Below are 21,133 nucleotides of genomic sequence, written 5' to 3'. Positions count from 1 at the left end.
CGGATCGTCGTGAGTGAGCAAGCGAGACGTTGATACGAAGCCCAGTGTATGAATGACGTGGGAGGCTGGCGCGAACGAAACGATGAAGAATCGGCCGGCGGCGGGGAAGCGTGTGGCGCCTGCTGGCGAGATGCGGCGGAATCGATGAATCGGAGAGGGCGGCGGCGCATCGGTCATGCGCGTCCGGGTACCGGACGGGCTTGCGGCGCGAGGATGGTGTCGATTACCGGTACCGCGACAGGGTCGCCGACCCGGCCGAAAGCGGCGGCGATTTCGCGTCGCAGTCGCAATCGCAAGACAGAGGAAAGCACCTCACCCGCTTCGAACCGTCGCATAACGCGACGGGTTTTACCTCAAGAACCCGCGCGCCATGGTAAACCGCGCCTTATGGCTATCCGTATATCGGGTTTGTCTGATTGACCCTCGATCCGCCGATCCATAGCGTATCGCTCAATCCCCATTGAGCGCCGCGTGGCTCCCACCGGCGATGTGCGAGTCGATCGGAAGCATGAATAAAAATAACCATCGCCTGATATTCAGCCGTGTACGCGGCATGTTGATTGCCGTCGAGGAGACCGCCAGTGCGTCGGGTGGCGCCGGCCGAGGCGAAGGCACGCGGCGAGTGTCGCCGGCCTTTGCTCGCTTCGCGTTGCGTCAAGTGACGTTCGCCGTGCTGATCGTGGCCGGTGCGATGCCCACGTGGTCGAACGCGCAGATCGTCGGCGGCGGCGCGCACGCCCCATCGGTCATCCCCACGCAAAACGGCCTACCCCAGGTCAACATCAACAAGCCCGGCGGCGCGGGCGTCTCCGTCAATACCTATCACCAGTTCGACGTACAAAAACCCGGCGCAATCCTCAATAACTCGCCGACGATCGTCAACACGCAGCAAGCCGGCATGATCAACGGCAATCCGAATTTCGGGCCGAACGATGCCGCTCGGATCATCGTCAATCAGGTCAACAGCAACAACCCGTCCTCGATTCGGGGATTCGTCGAGATCGCTGGCCGCAAAGCCGAACTCATCCTGTCGAATCCTGCCGGTTTGCAGATCGATGGCGGCGGGTTCATCAATACCTCACGCGCTGTTTTGACAACCGGCGTGCCGCAATACGGCGCGGATGGCTCCGTGGCCGGATTCAACGTGAATCGCGGCCTCGTCACGGTGGCGGGCGCCGGGCTGAATGTCGCGAACATCGATCAGGTCGACCTCATTGCCCGTGCCGTCAAGTTGAATGCTGCGATCTACGCAAAAAAACTGAACGTGATCGCGGGCGCGAATCACGTCGATCACGCCACGCTTGCTGCGGCCCCGACTCACGCCGACGATGCCACGTCAGGCGTGGCGATCGACGTGGCGCTGTTGGGTGGCATGTATGCGAACCGCATTTTCCTGGTCGGCAACGCGAACGGTGTCGGCGTGGCAAGCGCCGGGACGATTGCCGCCGAAGCGGGCGACCTCACGCTGCTGTCGGACGGCCGGCTCGTTCTGACAGGGGAAACCACCGCCAGCGGCAACCTCAGCGCGAACGCGAGTGATATTCAGAACACCGGAACGATGTACGCGCAACAAAATGCGAACCTCGCCGCCGATACCGTCGCGAACAGCGGCACGCTCGCCGCGCAACAGGACCTCGACATCAAGGCGGGATCGTTGGCATCGACCGGCGCGATCGGCGCAGGGGTGAACAGCGAGGGCGCAGTCACGCAAAGCGGCAATCTGCACATCGCCACGACGGGCCGGTTGAATGCCACTGGACGAAATCTCGCGGGAGGCAATGCAACGCTCGCGGGCGGCAGCGTTGATCTTGCCGGCAGCCAGACCGTGGCTCATGGCGGCCTGGAGATAAACGCCCAGGCAGGCGATCTCAATGTGTCGAACGCAACGACGAGCGCCGGACATTCACTCACCGCCACCGCATCGGGCGCGCTGCTCAACGACCACGGCAAGTTGTCGAGCCAGGGCGGCGCAGCGTTGACGGCAGGCACCCTGTCGAACCAGGGCGGCACGGTGTCGGCACAAGGGCCGCTGTCGGTTCGCACGTCCGGCGCGATGTCGAATCGGGGCGGCACGATGGTGTCGCAGAACACCACCGACGTGGCTGGCGGCGCGATCGACAATCGGCAAGGCATCATCCAGAGCGCCGGCCACATGAAGGTAGCCGGTGCTTCACTGCAGAACACAGCCGGGCGCGTCACATCTCTGAACGGTGACGGCCTGTCCATCACGGCCAGCGGCCTGCTGACGAACGCAGCGGGCTCGACCGCGAACGGCGCGCAAGGCGGTGTGATCGGCAGTGATGGCGACGTCACGGTGCAAGCCGGCACCCTCGCCAACCAAGGATCGATCAGCGCTGCTGACGATTTGAACGTCGGCGCGCAGTCCATCGACAACGGTAGTGGGTCACTGACGGCTGGTCGGAACGCATCGATCGATGCCGGTTCGCACCTGGCCAACGTATCCGGCAGCATCGCTGCCGGCGCATTGGCACAGGTTCACGCGACCCATCTGGACAACCGTGCTGGTTCCATTCAAGGCAGCCGGTTGTCGCTGTCGGCAACCGACCTCGCGAACCACTCGGGCACGATCACGCAAACCGGCACGAACCCGGCCGACATCGCCGTGTCCGGCACGCTCGACAATCGTTCGGGCACGGTACAGACCAACAGCGCCGAACTGAGCCTCACGCCGGCCACGCTGATCAACGACCACGGCAAGATCCTGCACGCCGGCAGCGGCACGTTGACCATCGGCACCGGCGCGTTGTCGAACCAAGGCGGGTCAATTGCGACCAACGGCGCGCTGGCGCTGACCGCCTCCGCCGTGTCGAATCAAGCCGGTGCACTCTCCGCGCAACGGCAGGCCACGCTCGGCGTTCGGTCGCTCGATAACAGCGCGGGTGGTTACATCGGCGCCGATCGCGTCACGATCCAATCTCAAGGCGCGATCGACAACACAAGCGGTGCGATCGAATCGAATCATGCCTTGACGATCGCGGCCGACAGCCTGTCGAACGACGGCGGTGCCGTCAAGGCGCTCGGCACGGATGCGCTGTCCGTGACGACTGCGAATGCCTTGACCAACACCGCAGGCGGCACGATCGGCGGCAACGGCGACGTATCGGTGTCGAGCGGCACGGTCGATAACACGAACGGCTCGTTACTGGCGGCTCGATCGCTGTCCGTGCAATCGAACGGCCGGCTCGCCAATGCGGCCGGCCTGATTCAAGCGAACGACAAGCTCAAGCTTGCGGCGCTCGGCGCCATGCTCAACAACGGCGGGCAAATCGAGGCGAATGGTTCGACGGCCACGCTTGAATTGTCCGGCGCGAGCCTGGATAACAGCGATGGGCGGATTGCCAATATCGGCACTGGCGCAACAACGATCGACGGCGCCGCCGCGATCACCAACACCCATGCATCCGGCAAGGCCGGTGCCGGCACGATCGGCGGCAATGGCGATGTGACGCTCACCGCGCAAACGCTCACGAATGCGCATGGCGGTCAGACGCTGGCCGGCCACGATCTGACGTTGAATATCGCAAGCAATGCGAACAATGCCGGCGGTGTGCTGTCGGCTGCGAACAATCTGACGTTCAACGGCGCAAACGCAGCGCTGTCGAACCGAGACGGATCGATGCGGGCCAACGGCGCACTGTCGTTGACGGCGGCATCGATCGAAAACACGTCCGGGAGGATCGGCAACGACGCCGGCAGTGGCGGCAGCGTATCGATCCAGGCCAGAGCGCTGTCGAATCAGGGCGGCGCGATCGGTAGCGATCAAGACTTGACGCTGAACAGCGATACGTTGCTGGGCGATGGTTCCCTCGTCGCAGGCCGCGACGGTTCGATTACGCTCGCGAACGACTACACGCAGACGGCAACCAATCAGTTGCACGCCAACGGCGACCTGAATTTCACCACGTCGGGCGCGCTGACGAACCAAGGCGTGATGGATGCCAACGGCGCACTCACGGTGAACGCGGCGAACGTCGACAACCAGCGCGGCGCGGATTTGAATTCCGCGAACACCACCATCAACGCGCACGGCGGCACGATCGATAACGCCGGCCGCATCGAAGGCGATTCGGTCACGACCCATAGCGCAACGCTGAACAACACCGGCACCGTGATCGGCGCCAACGTGACGGCGAACGCGGCAACCATCACGAACACGGGCGCCGTCGCCGTTTTCGCCGCCGTGAATCAATTGAGCCTGCACGCAACGAACCAGTTGTCGAATACGGGCGGCGCGAATCTGTTCAGCCTCGGCGATATCCATATCGCCGCCAACGACCAGCGCGACGCGAACGGTTTGTTCGCGAACCGCACGCAGAACGTGCTGAACGATCAATCCACGATCGAAGCGCAAGGCAATATCGAACTCGCGGCCGACACGTTCACCAACAGCCGCCCTGCGCCGACGGTTGCGACCGAAACCACCGCAACGACCACCTCGCACCAGACCAAGCGCCAGAAATACATCGTGTGCGCCACGATGAACGCGGCCCCGAACGGCGGCTGCTCGCAGGCGATGTGGGTGAATGGCTACAAGACGCCGCTCACTTCGAACTATCTCGCGTCGCAGGTCATATCGGAATCGGCCGGCCCAAATGCGACCGACAAGGTGCTGGTCGTCGACGTCGACGGCAAGCCGCAGACGATTTACTACAACACGCTGACGAAAAACGCGGACGGGTCGGTTTCGGTCAACTATTGGGACGCATATGACCCGCACGTCAACTACGCCCCCGACACGGAATACACCACGCGCAGCGATGGCCATCACGGCTATCAGCGCGTTGAAATCTGGCGCGATACCACGTCCACCACTCGGCAGGACAAGGTAACGAGCCAGGCGCAGCAGGCCCAGCTCGTCGCGGGCGGCAGCATCACGATGGCGAACGTCGGCACGATCAATAACGACTACAGCGCGATTGCGGCGGGTCAAGCGATTCGGATCGGTGGCAGTTATGGCGACACCGTTGTGAACAACGTCGGGCGGACGCTGTATCAATATCAGACCGACGACATCGTCTCGATGTACGCATGGAACGAGGACACGACGCGCGATCGCGGCACGATCGTCGAGCCGACGGTTGTGCATACGCCCGTCGCAATCGGTGGAACCGGTGGCACGATCATCGCGAATCAGTCGGTGAAGATCGACGCGCAGGACGTCAATAACCAGAACGTTGCCGCGCAAGATTCGTCAACCGGGGCGACAGGCGGCACGCTTGGCAACAATTCGGATAACCAAGGTATTTCGGGAAATCAACCGTCCAAGGTTGGCGCGGCAAGCGGCGCGACGACGGTTCCCGCACTGCAATCGGTTGCGAGCGCAACCGGTTCGCTGTCGATCACATTGCCGACCAGCGGCATGGTTTCGATTCATCCCGCGCCGGAACAACCGTATCTGATCGTCACCGATTCGAGGTTGACGAGCTATACGACATTCATTTCGAGCGACTACCTGCTCGGCCAGTTGAACCTGAACCCCGCGAGCATCGAAAAGCGCCTGGGCGACGGGATATATGAACAGCGGATGGTGCGCGATCAGATCACCCAGCTCACCGGGCGCACCTTCCTGCCCGGTTACGCGAGCGCCGAAGACGAATATCGGGCGCTGATGACGAACGGCGCGAACTACGCGAAGTCATTCAGCTTGGTGCCCGGCGTGGCGCTGACCGCCGCGCAGATGGATGCGCTGACGAGCGATATCGTCTGGCTCGTCAATCAGACCGTCACGCTGCCTGATGGCAGCACGACGCATGTGTTGGCCCCGGTTGTGTACATGGCGAAAACGCATGCCAACGATCTTCAACCGACCGGTGCGTTGATCGCAGCCGACGATATCGAGATTCATACGGTTGGCAGTACGACCAATTCGGGCGTGATCAAGGGCGGCACGAAGACGGTACTCACCGCGACCGACATTCTGAATCGCGGCGGCACGATTTCGAGCGATCCCAAGAACGGCACGACGGTCGTATCGGCCAGCAATGACGTTGTGAACGCGTCGGGGATGATCACCGGCAATCGCGTTGCCGTCAGCGCGGGCCGCGATATCGTCAACACGACACTGGTTGATGCGGTGGGTGCGATCGGTGCGTCTGGCGCAAGCAAGGTCAATACGAGCGTGATCGGCCAGCAAGGCACGATCGCGGCGACGGGCGACCTGTCGGTTCAGGCTGGGCGTGATCTCACGCTTCACGGTGCGAATCTGTCGGCAGGCGGTGACGCACTTGTCACAGCGGGGCGCGATATCAACGTCGATACAGTTCAGTCCACGACGAACCAATCGATGCATCTGAACGATCGGCATCATTGGGAAGAATCGAAGACGACGAACGTGACGAGCGGCATCACCGCCGGCGGCAGTTTGGGAATGCAAAGCGGCAACGGTACGACGCTCAAGGGCACGACTGTTTCGGCCGGCAAGAATGTGTCGGTGCTCGCAGGCGGCAACCTGACGGCGACGACGGTGACCGATACCGCCAAGCTCGATAACGTCGCGGCGGACAGCAAGACGCGAAAGGAAGTCGATCACCATTACGACGAACACACCGTGGGTACGCAGTTCACGGCGGGCGGCAACGTGAATCTGGCTGCCGCCAGCGCTGATGCGTCGAAGGGCAACGTGACGCTCACGGGTTCGTCCGTCACAGCCGGCATGACGAACGGTGTCGACAACGGCGCCGGTGCGGCGAACATCGTTGCAACCGGCAACGTCATCATCGACGAAGCCCGCGAGGAACACGATGCGTATCAGTCGGTAAAGGTCGCTCGTGGCAGTTTCGTCAGCAGTACGAAGACCGATTCGATGCACAGCACGCAGGCGAACGTCGGTGTCGGCAGCACGGTGTCGGGCAGCACCGTCAATATTCAATCGGGCCACGATCTGGCCGTGCAAGGCAGCACGGTTGTCGGCACGAACAATGTGAATCTCGCGGCAGCGAACAACGTCACGATCACGACGTCCACGGATACGGTCGAGCAGGACAACAGTTACCACGAAACGCATTCGGGCCTCGGCACCAGCGGCCTGACCGTGAGCATCGGCACGCAGAAGAAAAGCGATACCGATCATGCCTCGTCCGTTACGAACAATGCGAGCACAGTCGGGTCGCTCGACGGCAACCTGACCATCCGGGCGGGCGACACCCTGCACGTGACCGGTAGCGATTTGGTCGCCGGAAAGAATCTGACCGGCAGCGCCGCCAACGTCGTGATCGATTCGGCAACAGATACCTACAACACGACGCATCGAGAAACCACCAGCAGCAGCGGCGTCACGCTCGGCCTGTCGGGGAGCATCGGCGATGCGATCAATGGTGCGTATCAGCAGGCGCAGGCGGCCAGGAGCGGTGCTGGTGATAGCCGTGCAACGGCCCTGCACGCGATCGCGGCGGCCGGCGATGTGGCGATCGGTGTCGCGGGCGTTACGGGGGGCGCGCTCGCGGGTAAGGGAGCACCGAGCATCGGTGTTCAAGTCAGCATTGGATCGAGCCATAGCCGGCTCGATACGTCGGAGAACCAGACGACGCAGCGCGGATCGAGTGTTTCGTCCGGCGGCGCCACGTCGCTGATTGCGACTGGCAACAACACGCCAGGTAGCGGCAATCTCACGGTAGCCGGCTCGAACGTATCGGGTCGCGATGTATTGTTGGCCGCGAAAAATCGGATTGACCTGAAAAACACGACGGATACCGATTCGACGCGCAGTTCGAACTCGTCATCGAGCGCGAGCGTCGGCGTGTCGATCGGTTCGAATGGGATCGGGGTGTCGGCAGCGATGTCGCGTGCGCATGGCGATGGCAACAGCGATGCCGTGATGCAGAACAATTCGCATGTAGCGGGTGCGAACGGCGTGACGCTTGTTAGCGGTGGCGATACGAACGTGATCGGCTCGAATGTGAACGGCGGCACAGTCACTGCAAATGTGGGCGGCAATCTGAACGTGCAAAGCGTGCAGGACACAACGTACAGCGCGGCGCATCAAAGCAGCGTGGGCGGCGGTATCAGCGTCAGCACGATGGGCGGAAGCGCGAGTTTCAGTGCGCAGAACGGCCATGCGGGTGGCAACTATGCGGGCGTGAATGAGCAGGCTGGGATTCAAGCGGGCAGCGGTGGATTCGATGTCACGATCAAAGGCAACACCGATCTGAAAGGTGCATATATCGGCAGCACGGCCGATGCAGCGAAGAACACGTTGACGACGGGATCGTTGACCTACAGCGACGTCGAAAATCACTCGCATTACGCGGCGAACAGCAACGGGTTCGGAGCGGGCGTGGGAGTGAGCAGTACCGGCAAAGCGATCGGGCCGGGGTCGGTCGGCGGCGCGGGCGGTGTGACACCGATGATTTCGCAATCGGACAGCGGCGATGAAGACGCGACGACGCGTAGCGGTGTCAGCGCGGGCGCGATCGATATCACGGATTCTGCGGGCCAGACACAGGATCTGGCGAACCTGAATCGCGATACGTCGGATCTAAACGGAACGGTATCGAAGACGCCAGACGTGCAGCATCTGCTGGATAAGCAAGCCGATGTGATGAATGCGGCGCAGACTGCGGGGCAAGTGGTCGCCCAAGGCATTGGGGCTTATGCGGATACGAAGCAAAAGGAAGCGCAACGCGCGGCCGAGGCTGCCGGGATCGCGGGTGATAAGACGGCGCAAGCGGCCAATCAAGCCGAAGCGGATTCATGGAATGAAGGTGGGGCCAACCGACTCTACTTGCACATTGCAGGCGGTGCGCTCATTGGTGGCTTGGGCGGAGGTGGCATCGGCAGTGCGGCGCAGGGGGCGGCTGGAGCAGGATTGGCGGCATTGCTGGCCGATCAGACGGCGCAAGCAGCAAAAGAAGTTGCTGTTGCGACGGATTCGACACTGGCCGGGAAGGTGTCGGGCAACTTGCTCATCGGTGCGCTGGGCTGGCTGATTGGTGGAACGGCAGGCGCTGCCACGGCTTCGAATGCCAACCTGTACAACCAGTGGAACCACACGGATACTGATGCGCTTGAAGCGGCCAGTGGGCAAGGTCCGTCCCGGAAGAAAACGACGGCGCTTGATCTGGTCTTGCAGGGGATCGCCAATGGGTTGAATGCGGTTGTTGGCGTTGGTGGTGGAAAACCGCCGACGGCGAGTCCGGGGGCGGTGCTGGTCGGAGAGGCGGCGGGCGGGCAAGTCGTTAAGCCGGGTGTTGCGGGGTATGTGCCGGGGAATGCGATACTCAACAACGGCGGTGATGAAGGTGTTCAACAAAGTACATCTAAATCGTCTGGTGACGCGGCACGACTGACCGGAAAAGAGCGCGAGGAACGAGTTGCTAACATCGTCAATGGTTCAACTTCAGGCGAAAAGGTCGCAATTTCGGGCATGGGATCGACAGACATCGATGTGGTTGCGCCGAACGGCGACCTGATTGCTGTTGGTGGCCCCGCCAAGGCGAACAATCTTGGAAAGTTGGGGCAGGAACTGCGAATCTATCAAACGATAGCTGATCAACGTGGCGTGTCCGCACAGGTTTACTTTGCCGAAGGAACTCCACAGTCGGCAATCAACCTTGCGACCAAGATTCTTGGTGAAGAGAACGTGAAAATATTTTCCGGGAGTAAATAATGACGGCTGGCATTTTTCGCGTTTCGATTCCTGAAAGCCTAGATATGGCGTTTACTTTCATTAAAAATTGCCTCAATTCTTCGGGTTTGATGATTCAGAATTCAGAGACTGGAATAATAACTTCCTGGTCTGAAGAGGGTGAGCAGATTGTGACTGCCTCGGAGGATTTGCTGCACAAAATAAAATCCGGATACCTTAAAAACGTGCAATTTTGGATTTCATCTAGCGACGATATATTTGTATCGTGGAGCGAAAATGATCGAGGATTGAGTGTTTTTTCTATCTATCTTGATGGAGTTGACATCGGCTGTTCTTTAGATGTGGCTTCTAAGATCATGGAAGGATTGCTTACCCAATACACGAATATGAACTTGTCAGGATGCGTTTTTTCCATGGCGTTCGAATAAATCTCACACCGGGATATGTGTCGGGAAATGCGGCGATCAATAGCGGAAATGGTGATGATGCGAAAGGTAACGCCAACATTGATCCGGGGGCAACGCCCTATGCGCAAGAGATTCGTGATAATCAAGGATTGGTGAATGCTCTGGATATGATGTAAGCCATTGGAGCAGCCTCCTGAATCCCAGGAGTATCGTCGGGCGGTAGCGTCGGTGCATCGATCGATTCGAATGGGATCGGAGTGTCGGCAGCGATGTCTCACGCGCATGGCGACGGCAACAGCGATGCCGTGATGCAGAACAATTCGCACGTGACGGATGCGAACAGCGTGACGCTTGTTAGTGGTGGCGATACCAACGTGATCGGGTCGAACGTGAACGGTGGCACCGTCATCGCAAATGTGGGCGGCAACCTGAACGTGCAAAGCGTGCAAGACACGACGTACAGCACGGCGCATCAAAGCAGCGTGGGCGGCGGTATCAGCGCCAGCACGATGGGTGGAAGCGCGAGTTTCAGCACGCAGAACGGCCACGCAGATGGCATCTATGCGGGTGTGAACGAACAGGCCGGGATTCAAGCCGGCAGCGGTGGATTCGACGTCGCCGTCAAAGGCAACACCGATCTGAAAGGTGCATATATCGGCAGCACAGCCGATGCAACGAAGAACACGTTGACGACGGGATCGCTGACCTACAGCGATATAGAAAACCACTCGCACTACGCGGCGAACAGCAATGGGTTCGGTGCGGGCGTGGGTGTCGAAGTGACCGGCAAGGCGATCGGGCCGGGATCGGTCAGCGGCGCGGGTGGTGTGACACCGATGATTTCGCAATCGGACAGCGGCGATGAGGACGCGACGACGCGTAGCGGTGTCGGCGCGGGCACGATCGATATCACGGATTCTGCGCGACAGACACAGGATCTGTCGAACCTGAATCGCGATACGTCGGATCTAAACGGAACAGTATCGAAGACGCCAGACGTGCAGCATCTGCTGGATAAGCAAGCCGACGTGATGAATGCGGCGCAGGCCGCGGGGCAAGTGGTCGCGCAAGGCATCGGAGCGTATGCGGACACGAAGCAAAAGGAAGCGCAACGCGCGGCCGATGCTGCCGGGATCGCGGGTGATAAGACCGCGCAAGCGGCCAATCAAGCCGAAGCGGATTCATGGAATGAGGGTGGGACCAACCGACTTTACTTGCACATTGCAGGCGGTGCGCTCATCGGCGGCTTGGGCGGCGGTGGCATCGGCAGTGCGGCACAAGGTGCGGCGGGCGCGGGGTTGGCGGCATTGCTGGCCGACCAAACGGCGCAAGCCGCAAAAGAAGTAGCTGTTGCGACGGATTCGACACTGGCCGGGAAGGTGTCGGGTAACTTGCTCATCGGCGCGCTAGGCTGGCTAGTCGGTGGAACGACAGGCGCGGCCACTGCGTCGAATACCAACCTGTACAACCAGTGGAACCACCCGGATACTGATGCGCTTGAAGAGGCCAGTGGATCGGATTGACCTGCAGAACACGACGGACACGGATTCGACGCGCAGCTCGAATTCGTCATCGAGCGCGAGCGTCAGGTCACTGAGCCGAGCACAGTCGATGGCGGTTCATGGGCACGGGCGTCGCCTGGATTGCCGTGTTCGACTCGGCTACGAACGTCACCGCTACGATTGCTGCCGCGCTGGCTTGTTAGCTGAGCCCTTCTTTGCCGAGCGTCTTGATCACCGAAGGCCATTCCTTCATTCGCGCGAGATGATCGGCAAGGTGCCGTGGCAGCGCGACGCCCATCATGACCGCCCACGACAACATGACAAATAGATAGCAGTCGGCGATCGTCATTTGCTCGCCTATCAAAAACGGCTTGTCTCCCAACAAGGTGCCGATGGTGTCGAAGCGCGTGAGCAGGGCCTGTTCAGCCTGCTCCTTTTCCTGTTGGGTGCCGCCGCGAAAAAACGGCAGGAAATGACGGTGGATCTCGGTACTCATGAACGCAGTCGCTTCCAGTGCCTTCCAACGTGCCAGTCCGCCAGCGGCCAGAAGTTTTCCCGAGGTCTCGGCAATATAGGCGAGGATGACGAGACCTTCCGTCAGGATGGTCCCGTCCCCCAGGTCCAACGCCGGCGTATAGCCTTTGGGATTGATGAGGTTGAAGTCCTGCCCGTCTTCCGTGCGCCTGTCGCGTCCGGTCTTGACGATTCGATGGGGCAGACCTGCCTCGATCAGGGCGATATGACAAGCCTGGCTGCAGCCGCCGGGAGCGTAATAGAGAATCATGGAGTTCCTTCGTGTTGAGTCGCAATGACTGACTGACATGAAGTATGAGACGATCGGCCATTCCACAAAAACGCATATTTTTGAGGCTAGGTCATATGGATATGACTACCCCGCCCGACACCAGAAGCTGTCGCGACGTGAGTGAAGTTCTCAATCGGGTCGGTGACAAATGGAGCATGCAGGTGGTTGTCGTGCTGCGCTACCAGCCACGCCGTTTCAACGATCTGCGCCGACACATCGACGGTATTTCACAGCAGATGCTGACGCGCACGCTCAAGGTGCTCGAGCGCGATGGCCTCGTCGAGCGCACCGTGCGCGCAACCTCGCCTCCGCAAGTCGACTATTGCCTGACGCCATTCGGGCGCTCGCTCGCGTTGCCCGTGCGGGAACTGGCCGAATGGGCACGCGCGAACCTGAACACACTGTACGAAAATCGCCTGCGCTACGACGCAGACAACGACACGACTGACGGGAAAAGCGCTGGCAAGAAGCCGGCGTCGCGTTGATCTCGGCGTCGAATGGCGTCGATCGCCGGTGCGGCGACAGCGTCGCCGGCCTGGCCGAAAAAGGGCGCCTATGTTCGGGGCGAAGCCGCGACGGTCCGGCATCGGTAAGACCGGCGCTTGCCTCGCATCACGCACCGCCCGCCGCCGTGGTCCGCCTTTTCATGTCGCAATATATTCAAACATCCCCGCATTAATCCCTTCGCCTTTTATTCCCCAACAATTCCCCCCAATCCCCATTGCCGGTATAATCGCGCCGAAATCAGACACCGGGAAGCCGCGCCCGAAAAAACCCAAGCCGTTATCAGGCCGACAACAACATGGATGACGCATGAACATGAGCGATTTAATTCAGGCCATCCAGGGTGGGCTGATTCAGCAGGACCGGCTGATCAAGGTGGACATCCCGGCCCTGCCGGCCAATACCATGGTGCCTCGCCGGGGGCTGGCCGCGTCGCGGCTGGGCCGCGAATTCAGCGTCACGCTCGACCTGATTTCCACCGCCGGCGATGTGGAACTGAAAACGCTGATCGCCCAGCCGATCACGCTCTGGATTCAGCAGGCCGATAAATCGTATCTGCCGGTCAATGGTTACATTCATACGGCGCGTCGGCTTGGCGCAGATGGAAGTTTTACCGTTTATCAACTCGGTTTCGCTTCGTGGATGTATTTTTTACGCTTTCGAAGCGATATGAAGTACTGGCAGGATAAATCGGTCGATCTGATTATTACCGACGTATTCAATCAGCATCCCCAGGCGCAAGGTTTCTTTCAGTTCGCCCTGTCCAAACCGCTGCCGTCGCGCTCGTACTGCCGGCAGAGCGAATCGGACTGGAATTTCGTTCATCGGCTGATGGAAGAGGAAGGGCTGTTCGGTTTCTGGCGTCAAGCCAAGGACGGCAAGTCGCACACGCTGGTCGTGACCGACGACCTCCACCAGCTCGACGTGGCGTCGCCGAACCCGGTGCCGTTCTACCGCGCCGGCACCGGCAGCGAAACCGACGCGTTCACGCAATGGGGCGGCGCGCGCACCCTGCAGAGCACCGCGCACACCACGCGCACGTTCGACTACAAGGCGCCGGCGGACCCGGCCAACCCCAAGGGCACGACGCTGCCGACCATGACGGGCCAGGGCGATCTGCCCCAGCAGGCCGAGGTCTACGAATACACGGGCGCCTATACCTATTCGAAACAGGACCGCGGCGAGCACCTGTCGAAGGTCCACCTGGAAGAATGGGAGTCGCGGGCGAAACGGTTCTTCGCGGCGGGCGGCGTGCGCGGCATCGACGCGGGCCTGCGCTTCGATCTGAACGGGCATCCCGAGCACGATCGCGATCCGTCGAACCAGCGAGAGTTCGTTGCGATCTCAGTTCAGCGCTATATCGAGAACAACCTGCCGCTGTCGGACAAGGAAGCCAGCTTCCCGCACAGCCTGCAGGCCGCCGTGGCGCAGGCCAAGGCCGGTTACGCGGGCGCCTCGGTGCCGCATGACGACGGCTCGGCCGGCTTCTATCTGGCCGAAGTCGAGGCGCAGCGCACCACGGTGCCGTATCGCAGCCCGTTCGAGCATCCGAAGCCGGAGATGCACCTGGAGACGGCGATCGTCGTCGGGCCGCAGGGCGAAGAGGTCTACACGGACGAACTGAACCGCGTGAAGGTGATGTTCGTCTGGGATCGGCTGAATCCGGGCGACGAAGGCGCGTCCTGCTGGGTGCGCGTGGCGCAGTCGGATACGGGCGGTGGGTATGGCGGCGTGCACATGCCGCGGGTGGGCGAGGAAGTGATCGTCGGTTATGTCGGCGGCGATTGCGACCGGCCGATCGCGCTGCATCGCATCTACAACGGCGCGGTGAAGCCGCAGTGGCACAGCAACGGCATCCTGTCGGGCCATCGCTCGAAGGAATACGGCGGCAGCGGCTACAACCAGATGGTGATGGACGACGCCACCGGCCAGAACCGCCTGCAACTGATGAGCAGCAGCGCGAACAGCATGCTGCATCTGGGCTATCTGATCGATCAGAGCGGCAATTCGCGCGGCGGCTACCTGGGCAGCGGCTTCGACCTGCGCACCGACGATTACGGCGCGGTGCGCGCGAGCCAGGGCCTGTACGTCACGACCTATCCGAAGGCGGCGAACACCCAGCCGCTCGACGTGAAGGAAACGCAGCAGCAGCTCGTCAACGCGGAAAGCATCGTCGAATCGATGTCGGACGCCAGCGTCCAGCATCAGGCCGAAAGCCTGCAGGATGCGCACGACGCGATGCGCGCGCTGACCGACGCAACCCAAAACACGGTGGCGAGCGCCGCCGCCTCGGGCGGCAACACCGCTGGCGGCGGCACCGGCAGCGCGAACGCGTTCCGCCAGCCGGTGATGGTGTTCGGCAGCCCGGCCGCGATCGGTTTGTCGTCGCAGCAATCGATCCATGCCGCCGCCACCGAGCACATCAACCTGGTGAGCGGGCAGAGCACCCACGTGGCGGCCGGCAAATCGCTGATCGCGAGCGTCGGCGAGAAGTTGAGCCTGTTCGTGCAGAACGCGGGCATGAAGCTGTTCGCGGCGAAGGGCAAGGTGGAGATCCAGGCGCAGGACGACAACATCGAACTGACCGCGCAGAAAACCCTCAAGCTGCTCTCCGCGACCGAGAAGATCGAGATCGCGGCGGACAAGGAAGTGCTGCTGACCTCGGGCGGCGCGTATATCCGCCTGTCGGGCGGCAACATCGAGATCCACGCGCCGGGGAAGATCGACGTCAAGGGCGCGCAGCACCTCTTCGCGGGGCCGGCCAGCCAGGGTTACCCGCTGCCCGCCGCGCGGCCCGACCAGCCGGGCCAGCTCAACCTGCTGCATCAATACGCCAACGGCGAGGCCGTCAAGGGCGGTCAGTTCTCGGTGTTCGACGCGAACGGTTCGCTGCTGCGCAAGGGCGCGCTCGACGCCAGTGGCCGCACCACCGTCAGCGGCCTGCCGCCCGGCGCAGCGCAGGTGCAGTTCGGCACCGATCCGCGCGACCCGTCGCAGCCGGCCAATTACTTCAAGAGCGTGCCGTGGCCGCTCGCGCCATCCACGGGCGGCAGCGCCGCGGCCGGTTCGCAACTGGCCTCGCTGCTGCCGGCGGCGGGCGGCGCGGGGGCGCTCGCATCGTCGGCGGCCGGGCTGGCTTCGGCGGGCGCGAGCCTGGGCGGGGCGACCTCCGCGCTGTCGGCGGTCGGCAGCGCGGGCTCGATGGCCTCGGCGCTGGGCGGCGCCGGCTCGGCCGTGGCCGGCCTGACCGGGGCGTCCGGTGCCTCGGGTGCATTGGGCGGCGGCGTGAGCAGCCTGCTCGGGGCGGCCGGCAAGAACGTCTCGCAACTGGGCAGCCTGGCCTCGATCGCCTCGAACCCGCTCGCCGCCGCACCGGGCATGGTGAGCAAGCTGCTGCCCTCGGCCGGCGCGAGCCCGATGGCCGGCGCGGCCCAGCAGGTCGGGTCGCTGGTGCAGTCGGCGCGTGGCGCGCTGCCTGCCATCAAGGGGCTGGTCTGATCCATCGCAGCGACAAGTACAACCATCGCAGCGACAAGCACAACCGACGATAAGAAACCGATAACGATGAGCACACCGTCCACCACCGCGCCGGCCGCGCCGCAGAAAAGCCACGAAACCAAGGTCGCGATCATGCCCTTGGTGACGATCGCCAAGGAAGACGTCGGCAGCGCGCTGGACAACTTCGACCAGTGGCTCAAGAGCGTCAGCGACGGCTACGTCACCCTGGCGCGCGTCGAACAACTGGCCAGCTATATCCCGGTGGTCTCGAACATCATCTCGGCCGTTGACGTGGTGATGGACATCAAGCGGCTGATCGAGGCCCAGCACAAGGATGTGTTCGATTACCTGAACCTCGGCATCGACCTGATCGGCATCATCCCGATCCCGCCGGTGATGGGCGAGTTCCGCATGGGCGCGCGGCCGCTGCTCAAGCTGGCGCGCCAGGAGCTCGAACGCAGCGCGGTGGCGGTGGCCGAAGGCGGCGCGCAGATGATCGCCGACGCGGTGATCTCGGTGCTGGTCTCGCACCTGAGCACCAAGTTCGCGGGCGAGATCGACGCCTTCGTCCAGCAGGTCAAGGCCAAGCTGCAGCAACTGCTCGACGATTGCGCGAACCATGCGCATCAACTGCTCGAAGGGCTCGCGCAGATCTTCGAGAAGGCCGCCTCGGGCGCGCTGTTCGACACCGCCGGCAACGAGCGGGCGGCCGCGCAGCATCTGAAGCAGGCCGGCGACGGCTTCACCGCGCACGATGCGAGCAAGATCGCCCACAGCCTGTGGTCGTATCTGGAGGATGGCGCGAAGGAACTCGTCAAGGACACGGCGAACGTCGCCACCAAGGCGGCCAACCTGGTCTCGCCTTCCACCAACGCGAAACTGCGGGAGTTGGCGGCCACCGCGCGCGGCGCGATCCCGATGGTGACGGCGAAGATCAAGGGCTTGAATAGTTCCGATGTGGGCGGCCTGATGTGGCTGCTCAACGCGCTGACGATCGCGGTCGAGAAGTGGCGCGCGCTGAAGGCCCATCGCGGCCAGGTGGTCGGCATCAAGGAAGCGGGCACCGTCAAGGCGGAACTCAAGAAGACCGAAGGCGAACTGGAAACGATCGCCAGCCAGGCGGCCGCCAAGCACCCCGGCGCAAACACCTGCAAGACCTGCGGCGGCGGCGCGGCAGCGGGCCGCTCGCCATCCTCGATCGGCTTCGCGCTTGGAGACGAACTGTTCGCGCACGAGGATTTCTCGCTGCCGGGCGTGTTGCCGATCGTCTGGCTGCGTACCTATCGCTCGTTCCTGTCCGCCTACGACGACGGCGAACTGGGCGCGCGCTGGGTCACGCCGTACACCACGCGCCTGGATATTCGGGAGGCCGAACAAAAGCTCGTGTATCACGATGCGACCGGCCGCAGCCTCGACTACCCGCTGCTGGCCGCCGGCGAATCGCACGACGATTTCGGCGAGGAACTGACGCTGTCGCGGCTCGACGATCAATGGCTCGCGCTCACGCGCGGCCACAAGCTGATCGAGGTGTACGAGCGGCATGCCGACGTGTTCCGCCTGGCGTTCCTGCGCGACCGCAACGGCAACCAGATCGTGCTGGTGTACGACGAAGCCGGGCGGCTCGCGCGCGTGGCCAACGAACAAGGCAGCGTGCTGCTGACCCACGACGCGAAGGGGCGGCTCGCCAGCGCGCTGCATATCGATGCCGATGGCGAAAAGCTCGGCACGCTCGCCAGCTACCACTACGACGAGCAGGGCGATCTGATCGCTGCCGTGGATCGCGACGGCAATCGCCGCGAATACCGCTATCGTCACCATCTGATCACGCGCTACACCGATCGCACCGGCCGGGGCATGAACCTCGAATGGGACGGCACCGGGCCGAAGGCGCGTTGCGTGCGCGAGTACGCGGACGACGGCAGCTACGAAACGCGCCTCGCCTGGGACCCGAACATCCGGCTGGTGCAGGTCACGGACGGCCTCGGCCGCGTCACGAGCCATTACTACGACATCGACGGTTACACGTACCGCGTGATCCAGCCGGACGGCCTCGAGGAATGGTTCTATCGCGACGCGAATCACAACCTGACCCAGCACATCTACCCGGACGGCAGCGTCGAACGTTTCGGCTACGACGCGCGCGGCAACCTGATCGCGCTCACGCACCGCAACGGCAGCGTGACGCACATGACGTACGACGGCAAGGATCAACTGATCACGATCGTCGATCCGCAGGGCGCACGCTGGCAGCATGCCTATGACGACGCCGGCAACCTCGTCAGGCAGACCGATCCGCTCGGCCACGAAACGAAGCATGCCTACGACGGCAAGGGGCAACTGGTCGCCGTGACCGATGCGCGGGGCGGCACGCGGCAGCTCGCCTACGACGACGCGGGCCAGCTCACCGGCTACACCGATTGCTCCGGCAAAACCTCGCAATGGCGCTACGATGCGCGCGGCCGCGTGCTGGAAAGCAAGGACGCGGCGGGCGGCGGCGCGACGTTCCGCTATGGCGCCAACGGCCAGTTGACCGCAACCGAATCGGCGGCCGGCACCGAGCGTTTCGACTACGACGCCGAAGGCCGCCTGCTGGTGCATACCGACCCGATGGATCGAGCCACGCGCTACAGCTACGACGTGGCCGGGCGGCTCGCCACGCGCCGCAACGCGCTGGGCGAAACCATGCAGTACCGCTACGATCCGCTCGGCCGCCTGTCGATGCTGACCGACGCCAACGGCGCGAGCCATCGCTTCCGCTTCGATGCGGGCGGGCGTTTGCTGGAGGAGACCGGCTTCGATGGCGTGAGTACGCGTTACGTCTACGCGCCGACCACCGGGCGGCTCGTGTCGTCGCAGGTTGCGCAGCAGATCACCGAGGTCGAATACGACGAGGCGGGGCGGCTCGTGCGGCGCGTGGCGGGCGACGAGGACGAGCGCTTCATGTACGACGCCAACGGGCGTCTGGTCGATGCGCAGAACCGTCACGGCGGCATCCAGCACTTCTTCGACAGCGCCGGCAACCTGGTGCGCGAGCATCACGAGCATCGCTGGCAAGGCGGGCGCCGCAGCTACGTCTGGCGTCATGCCTACGACGAGAACGGCACGCGCATCCGCACGGTGCGCCCGGACGGCCATCGCATCGACTGGCTCGTGTACGGCTCGGGCCATGTGCACGAGATCCAGCTCGACGGCCAGGAACTGATCCAGTTCGAGCGCGACGACCTGCATCGCGAGGTGCAGCGCACGCTGGCCAACCGCGTCGGCGAGGAGACCAAATACGATCCGGCCGGCCGGCTCGAAGCCCGCACGGCGCAGCGTCTCGGTGCACGGGCGCCGTTCATCGATCGGGGCTATCGCTACGACCCGGCGGGCCATCTCGCGCAGATCGACGACAACCGCAAGGGCGTGAGCACCTACCGTTACGACCCGGTGGGCCGGTTGGTGGAGGCGCTCGCGCCGGCCGGCAACGAGCGCTTTGCGTTCGATCCGGCCAGCAACCTGCTGGATACGCCCAACCCCGAGCAAGCGCGTACGGGTCCGTCGATCCTGAGAGGCCCCGACAACAGCTTGCCGGCCGCGGTCTCGCCGGTGCTGGGCAATCTGCTGACCACGTACGCGGGCAGCCACTTCAGCTACGACGAGCGGGGCAACCTCGTGGAGATGCGCTCGCCCGAGGCCCATCATCGCTACGACTGGGACGGTTTCGGCCGCTTGACGGGCGCGAGCGTGGCGGGGGCGCAGCATCATCACGAAGCGAAGTACTACTACGATCCGTTCGGCCGACGGATCGGCAAGGACGTGGACGGCGAGCGGACCGTGTACGGATGGGATGGCCAGAAGCTGGCGTTCGAGAGCCGTGCGGCGGGCGGCACGCATTACCTCTACGAGCCTTACGGCTTCGTGCCGCTGGCGCAATTCGCGACTGCGGCGGTAGAGGGCATCGACACGCCCGAGTGGACCGCCGAGCATCGCTACACCCCGGAGGACGATCCGCTGCTGGCGTATCGCGAGGCAGCGGGGCCGGCGACGGTGTTCTACTACCACTGCGATCAGATCGGCACGCCGAAGCTGATGACGGACCCACTGGGCGAGATCGTCTGGGAAGCCGAATACAAGGCGTGGGGCGAGGCGGCCGAGGTGATCGCGCGCGTGTCGCAGGCCACCGGCGGCGTGGTGCACAACGCGCTGCGTTTCCAGGGCCAGCAATGGGACGAGGAAACCGGGCTGCACTACAACCGCTTCCGCTATTACGCGCCGCGGATGGGCCGCTATATCAGCAAGGACCCGATCGGCTTGTCGGGCGGCGCGAACGCGTATCTCTACACCGTGGTGCCGACCGGGCAGGTCGATCCGTTCGGGTTGAGCCCGACCTGGTGCGACAAATCCCAGCGCTGGCGCGAGAGCGACAACGGCCAGTTCCGTTCGCGGCCGACCGAGCTGATGAAGACGCAGCCCGATACCGCGTTCTTCTGGTCGGGCCGGACCAATGGCGTGGGGGGCATGGACCCTGCCGCCGAAATCGCCAAGGCCAACGGCGGCACCACGCTGGAAATGTTGCTCGCGCAACAGAAAGTGCAGATGCCTGCCTGGGATGCCAACAATCCGACCGTGGTCAACGAGTGGGGGCAGATGTCGAAGGCGTATGCTCAGGGCACATGCGGCCTGGTGCGCGGGGTGATCGGCAAGGAACTGCGGCCGGGCAATGTCTGGGAAGGGTACGAAAAGGGCACGTTGATGAGCAATCCGAACGTCAAGACGATTCAGACCATCGACCCGAGTACCCAGGAAGTTACGACTATTTTTCAGAGGTAAG

6 protein-coding genes and 1 pseudogene are annotated in these 21,133 nt (G+C 63.0%); 6 read left to right on the top strand and 1 reads right to left on the bottom strand.

Annotated elements, in window-relative coordinates; all coding sequences use genetic code 11:
• Positions 1 to 508: 508 nt before the first annotated feature.
• From AB4851_RS14920 to AB4851_RS14910, 3 genes and pseudogenes are all read left to right on the top strand, one after another.
• Positions 509 to 9,625, top strand: coding sequence for a hemagglutinin repeat-containing protein (locus tag AB4851_RS14920; RefSeq protein ID WP_414447867.1), 9,117 nt, complete (start codon positions 509 to 511; stop codon positions 9,623 to 9,625).
• The gene (locus AB4851_RS14915; protein WP_414447866.1) at positions 9,625 to 10,032 is read left to right on the top strand and encodes a hypothetical protein; all 408 of its coding nucleotides are present in this window, start codon (positions 9,625 to 9,627) and stop codon (positions 10,030 to 10,032) included. Before AB4851_RS14920 ends, AB4851_RS14915 begins: the two co-directional genes overlap by 1 nt.
• Before the next feature lie 188 nt (positions 10,033 to 10,220).
• Positions 10,221 to 11,525, top strand: a pseudogene (locus AB4851_RS14910) (hemagglutinin repeat-containing protein); the annotation flags it as partial.
• Positions 11,526 to 11,712: 187 nt separating this feature from the next.
• Here AB4851_RS14910 and AB4851_RS14905 read toward each other — a convergent pair.
• Complete coding sequence (locus AB4851_RS14905) at positions 11,713 to 12,297, bottom strand: glutathione S-transferase C-terminal domain-containing protein (protein ID WP_414447865.1); 585 nt, start codon at positions 12,295 to 12,297, stop codon at positions 11,713 to 11,715.
• 95 nt (positions 12,298 to 12,392) lie between these two features.
• Here AB4851_RS14905 and AB4851_RS14900 point away from each other — a divergent pair, with 95 nt between their 5' ends.
• The 3 genes from AB4851_RS14900 to AB4851_RS14890 all read left to right on the top strand — a co-directional run bounded on the left by AB4851_RS14900 (position 12,393) and on the right by AB4851_RS14890 (position 21,132).
• Positions 12,393 to 12,803: a winged helix-turn-helix transcriptional regulator gene (locus AB4851_RS14900; protein WP_414447864.1), complete on the top strand. Its 411-nt coding sequence runs from the start codon at positions 12,393 to 12,395 to the stop codon at positions 12,801 to 12,803.
• 328 nt (positions 12,804 to 13,131) lie between these two features.
• Positions 13,132 to 16,320 carry a type VI secretion system Vgr family protein gene (locus AB4851_RS14895; RefSeq protein ID WP_414447863.1) on the top strand — a complete coding sequence of 1,063 codons (3,189 nt, stop codon included), beginning with the start codon at positions 13,132 to 13,134 and terminating at the stop codon, positions 16,318 to 16,320.
• A gap of 66 nt (positions 16,321 to 16,386) precedes the next feature.
• A complete protein-coding gene (locus AB4851_RS14890; RefSeq protein ID WP_414447862.1) occupies positions 16,387 to 21,132 on the top strand; it encodes an RHS repeat-associated core domain-containing protein in 4,746 nt (1,581 codons plus the stop codon).
• The last annotated feature ends 1 nt before the right edge of the window (position 21,133 follow it).

Source organism: Burkholderia sp. 22PA0099 (assembly GCF_047497165.1).
Classification (GTDB): domain Bacteria; phylum Pseudomonadota; class Gammaproteobacteria; order Burkholderiales; family Burkholderiaceae; genus Burkholderia.
This window is presented reverse-complemented; position numbering and strand designations above follow the sequence as displayed.